This window comes from Syntrophorhabdus sp., from assembly GCA_012719415.1.
Classification (GTDB): domain Bacteria; phylum Desulfobacterota; class Syntrophorhabdia; order Syntrophorhabdales; family Syntrophorhabdaceae; genus Delta-02.
Genome location: JAAYAK010000084.1, coordinates 1 through 5,316 on the forward strand (window position 1 = coordinate 1; position 5,316 = coordinate 5,316).

Sequence of the window (5,316 nt, forward strand, 5' to 3'; positions counted from 1 at the left end):
TCAATTCCGAAGAAGAGTACATGATCGCGAAGAAGATCGAGGACGGGGAGCGCATGATACGGAACCTGCTCTTCGACCTGCCCCACGCCATCCAGGAACTCATGGAGATCGCCTCACTTCTCAAGAAGGAGGCCATCAACATAGTCGATGTCGTCAAGAATATCGATGAGTTGAACTACTCCAAGAAGGACGAGGACAAGTACAGAAAGAAGACGGTCTCCCTTATCAACAGTATCAGGAACCAGCACGAGAAGAAGGAAGAGATCAGAAGAAGTTCCGTCAAGGTCAACGAGGCCACGAAAAAGCTCAACGAAAAGAAGCTCAAGGCCCTGGAGAAGAAGGTCGAGGAAAACCTCATAAACCTCAACCTCAACAAGAAGGTCCTCGAAGAGATCATCCGCAAGGTCCAGAGACAGCTCAAGTTCATGGATGAAAAGGAAGCGCGGAAGGTAAAGAAGAGGCTCCTCGAGATCGGCGAGATCGAAAACGGCCTCAAGACGGTCAAGAACCGCCTGATACAGGCAAACCTGAGGCTCGTCATCAATATTGCGAAGAAATACCTCAACAGGGGTCTTTCATTCCTGGACCTCATTCAGGAAGGGAACATGGGCCTCATGAAGGCGGCCGAGAAGTACGACTATCAGAAGGGATACAAGTTCTCCACCTACTCGACGTGGTGGATCCGGCAGGCCATCACCCGCGCCATAGCCGATTATGCCCGCACCATCAGGGTCCCCGTTCATGTCCTCGAAACCATGAACAAGATAACGAAGGTCACCATCTCCCTCTTCCAGGAACTCGGCCGGGAACCGAATCTCGACGAGATCTCCCTGAAGGCGGGCCTTCCCCTGGAAAAGGTGCGGAAGATCATGAAGGTCTCCAATGAGCCCATCTCTATAGAGACCCCCATCGGCGACGACGAATCGAAGCTCGGCGACTTCATTGCAGACCCGAAATCACCGTCGCCCTTCAACGAGCTCGTCAGCATCTCCCTCAAGGAGGAGATCGACAAGGTCCTTTCCACGCTGACCCCTCGGGAGGAAAAGGTCATCCGGATGAGGCTCGGCATCGGCGAAAAAACGGATTATACTCTCGAAGAGGTCGGAGAGGTCTTCGGGCTGACCCGCGAGCGTATCCGCCAGATAGAGGCAAAGGCCCTGCGCAAGCTGAAACACCCCTCGCGGCGGAAGAGGCTGGAGAGTTTCCTGGAATAAAAAAGGCAGGGAACAGAAAAGAAACCTGTTCCCTGTTCCCTGTTGTCAACTATACAGGTTGTCCTGGTCCGTTCTGCCGGCAATGCTCAGTTCCGGCCCGCGTTCCTCTTCCCTGATACTCACTCCCGACATGATGTTGGTAACGTTGGCCTTGATCCGGTCCATTCTGTCGGGACTGAAAGGCCTTATCCGGGAGAAGGCGGTGTTCAGGGTAACATCGGGTCTGAATGTCTGGACGATGAAATCCTTCGCCCCTCGAAGATATCTGGCCACCGTGTAAACGTCCTCTTCTCTGTGAAGAAAAGGGACAACGGTCATCCGGAAATAATGGTCGATTCCGGAACTTAGAATAAATTCAATACTTTCTTCCACTTTGCGGTCATCCACGTTGATGCCGCACCACCGGGAATACCGGTCCAGGGGACCTTTGACATCCATGGCGATCGAGTCCACCAGACCATCGCCGACGAGGCCCTTCATGACGGAAGGGTTCGACCCGTTCGTGTCGAGCTTGACCTTCATCCCTTCGCTTTTCAAGAGACCCATCAGCCGGTACAGGTTCTTATGTATCGTCGGCTCACCCCCGGTCACCACGATCCTGTCGACCCACTGAGTCCTGTATTTCCTGATGGTCGCCACGACGTACTCGATGGGGACGTCCTCGAGCCCTCCCGGGTTGAGGACAAGGTCGCGATTGTGGCAAAAGGGACACCTGAAGTTGCAGCCGCCGAGAAACACAACGGATGACAGGCACCCCTTCCAATCCACAAAGCTGGTTTCAATGAAGCCCTTTACAGCCGGGCAATCAGGCGCTTTGGACTGCACTGAGCACCTCGTCGATATGAGGTACGTTACCCCTCCATTCACCGAGGGAATTCTCCGACTCGTCTTCAACAAGGATCGTGGGCAACGCCATGACGCGATAGAATGTCGCCTCGGCAAGACCTTCCGTCGTTCCAACGTTGTAGTCGTCAACGGCGACGTTCCTTTCCCGCAGGTGGTCCTTCAGCTGTTTCGCCATCGGACACAACGGGCAATCATCCTTGTAAAAGATCTTCACTGTCCCCATGGTTCCTCCTTGAGTTTTGTAGCATCCGTCGGTACTCTAGTCGTTTGCAGCCGCCTTGCGCTTTTCGGAGAAGAATTCCATGTTGCGGTAGCGGTCCTTGAGCTCGCCCAGTTTACCCTTGTTCCAGCTCGATACTTTGGTGAAGTAGCCCGTTATTCTCGTAATGCCATCCACATCGGTGGAACCGCAGTACGAGCAGGTATCGGAAAGACCCCGCCCCGTCCTGTGGCACTTGTTGCACGTGGTGAATTCCGGGGAAAAGGCGATCTGATCATTGGTCGTGTGCCTGAACGTCTTGATGACGAAGTCTGCGATGGCCTCCTTCGACGGCTGTGCCTCTCCAAGCCAGACATGCGATATCGAGCCTGCCTCGATGAGGGGATGGAACAACCCTTCCGTGGTGACCCTTTCGATGGGATTCATGGCGTGCTTGACATTGAGATGCGTCGAATTCGTGTAGTAGACCTCGCCGGAGGCGATGTCCCCTTTCATGATCCTGCCGGCGTGAGGAGAGAAATACCTGAGGTCCAGGCGCGCGAACCGATAGCTCGTGCTCTCCGCCGGAGTCTGCTCCAGGACGATCTTTATGTTCTCCTGCCGCCGCATCTTCTCCGTAAGGAGGTTCATGTGGGCGATGACCTTGATGCCGAACTTCAGCGCCCGCTTTGATTCGTGCATCTCCTCGCCGGTGTGTATCTGCACCATCTCGTTGAGACCGACCATGCCGATGAGGTGGGATGCGTGATTGAGCCTGAGATAGGGCATCCCGTCCCTGTTCATCGTGAGCAGCGCGAGCGGTCCGTTCTCCCCCAGAGAGAGGAGCTTCTCCATGAATACCCGTTTTTCCTTGTGGGCCTTGACGGCAAGAACAAACCTCTCCGTGATGAGGTTGAAAAGTCGTGTGTCGTCGTTCTTCGCCATGTAGGCAAGCCGCGGCAGGTTGAGGGACACGTTCTGGAGGGCGCAGTACCGCATCCTCCAGGGCTCCTTCGCGTCAAGAAGGTCGCTTTCCTAGAGTTTGAAACTCAGGCGGCAGCATTCCGAGATCTTGGCCGTTTCTCCCCTGTCGAAGACGTAGTATGTGTTGCCCTTGTCGGCGGCAACGTCGCAGATGAGGTTCAGGAAATCCATGTGGCCGTCGGTGTGGAAGAACTTCTCCGTGATATGAACGATGGGTTTCGGGAAGAAGAAGGGCCGCCCCGCCCCGTCGCCTTCCTTGTATACCTCGAAGAGCTTCCAGGCAAAGCGCTGTGCCTCTTTCTCATACTCCCCGTATGTCTTGCCCGTGAACTTGCCGTTGGGACCTATGGCCGGCACGTTGACAAAATGCTTCGGTATCTCCCAGTAGATGTTTATATCGGTGAAGATCGCCTGCCCTCCCCTCGCCACCGCCTGCTGGGAGAACTCGAAGATCAGCATCTGGGCGAGCTGCTTCACGTCGTTGTCGCTCATCCCCTCGATGTAGGGCGCGAAAAAGATGTTTATGGCGTCCCAGCCTATGGCGCCTGCGAAATGGCTCTGCAGGGCCGCCGCGAACTTGACGAGATGGGCAAGGAGCACTTCGGCATGCTTCGCCGGCTTCGCCATGGACAGGGAGTGGGGCAGGTCGAGTCCGAACTTCTTGATATACTCGAGGGACTGACCGCTGCAGTACGGCCTGTCGACAAAACCAAGGTCATGAAGGTGTATGTCCCCGTTCATGTGGGCATCGGCAACCTCCTGGGAGAAGACGGACAGGAGAGCGTATTCCTTCTTGATGCCCTCTGCCAGGGTCAGGTTGGTGGCCTCCGGGCCGTGGGGCACGTTGGCGTTCTCCTTGTTGGGATGGAGGATGAGGCTGTCCACATCGTACAGCGGCATACCAAGCCTGGTATGCATCTTACGGGAGCTTTCAAGCCCCTTCTCGATCAATCTCGCGTTCACAAGCTCCCTGATGAGGGGTGCGGTGATGACCTCGATACCAGATCGCCTGATCATCTGCTCCACTTCCTTGCTGATCTCACCGGCCGTGTCGCGGTCGATCAGCGTCTCCCTGATGAGCGCGTCAACGATCTTCGACCGGTCCCAACCGGCAATGCTCTCCTCCGAGGTTCTGACAAACAAATTCAGATCCGTTGTTTCCATGCATCCCCCTATCAGATTATGTACTTTTATGATTCGTCCTGCTAAGAAAGGCTATGCTTCCCGAAAGTCAACCGCAGTGCAATCCCCCTCCGAAACACTACATATAGTATGTCAACTAGATATCCACACTACATGTAGTACTTTTTACCTGACCGGCCCTCACGTTGTCAAGATATTTTTTGAATTTTTTTGAGAGCCGATAGTCCTGAATATTTTTTGAAAATTTTATACATAGAAGTATTTCTTCAAGAATTTTCTCACTCTTTTCCCTGAATATCCGAACCGTTGCAGATGAGGCATACGATATGCATGCCCGGGAGCGGTCTTCCCCGTTCCCCGATGGGCATACACCCTATATTCGCTGGGCCTTCATCGATTCGGCAGCCTCCTCAGGGGTTATGGACAGCACGGAGAACTCATCGTCCCTCTTGTACTTCGATGACCGGAAATCCCTTGGCAGGATCTCGATGTGCCAGTGATAATACTCCCTGAGAGGAAGGTCGTCGCCATGAGGTTCGGCGAATGTGGTGTTTGGCGACGTGTGTACCTCCATCGTATAGGCATTGGCGAATTGTTCGATGCGCTTCATTATGTCGACCAGCATCTCCGTCAGGTCGTCCTTCACCGCCTCGTCGACAAGGTTCTCATAGTTGGCCTCGTGGAACCTCGGCACGATCCACGTTTCGTAGGGGAATCGCGAGGCAAAGGGGCAGATGGCGACAAAACTCCTGTTCATGCTCACAAGCCTCTTGCCCTGGCGCACCTCCTGGCTGATGATGTCGCAGAGAAGGCACCTCTCTTTCTGCATGAAGTGGCTGCGTGTCGTGATGACCTCCCGGGAAACCCGGGCCGGAACGATCGGCGTCGCCAGCACGTGGGAGTGGGGATGGAGGAGGTACGACCCCGCCA

Annotated in this window: 4 protein-coding genes and 1 pseudogene; 1 reads left to right on the top strand and 4 read right to left on the bottom strand. The window is 54.8% G+C overall.

The window, feature by feature from the left end:
- Nucleotides 1–1,214, top strand: a 1,214-nt coding sequence (gene rpoD / locus GXX82_05415) for an RNA polymerase sigma factor RpoD (GenBank protein ID NLT22466.1), incomplete at its 5' end; no start/stop codon positions are given.
- Between the two features lie 45 nt (nucleotides 1,215–1,259).
- Here the strand turns inward: rpoD and GXX82_05420 are convergent.
- The 4 genes and pseudogenes from GXX82_05420 to GXX82_05435 all read right to left on the bottom strand — a co-directional run.
- A complete protein-coding gene (locus GXX82_05420) occupies nucleotides 1,260–2,039 on the bottom strand; it encodes an anaerobic ribonucleoside-triphosphate reductase activating protein (GenBank protein ID NLT22467.1) in 780 nt (259 codons plus the stop codon).
- Complete coding sequence (locus GXX82_05425; protein NLT22468.1) at nucleotides 2,020–2,283, bottom strand: hypothetical protein; 264 nt, start codon at nucleotides 2,281–2,283, stop codon at nucleotides 2,020–2,022. The genes GXX82_05420 and GXX82_05425 overlap by 20 nt, the downstream gene beginning before the upstream one ends.
- A gap of 36 nt (nucleotides 2,284–2,319) precedes the next feature.
- A pseudogene (gene nrdD / locus GXX82_05430) lies at nucleotides 2,320–4,407 on the bottom strand (anaerobic ribonucleoside-triphosphate reductase).
- A 352-nt stretch (nucleotides 4,408–4,759) separates the two neighbouring features.
- Nucleotides 4,760–5,316: hypothetical protein (locus GXX82_05435; protein NLT22469.1), on the bottom strand; the 557-nt coding region annotated here is incomplete at its 5' end.

What these genes read in the sequence shown, in the direction of transcription:
- GXX82_05425 (NLT22468.1), bottom strand. Translation starts at nt 2,283, where the DNA reads ATGGGGACAGTGAAGATCTTTTACAAGGATGATTGCCCGTTGTGTCCG.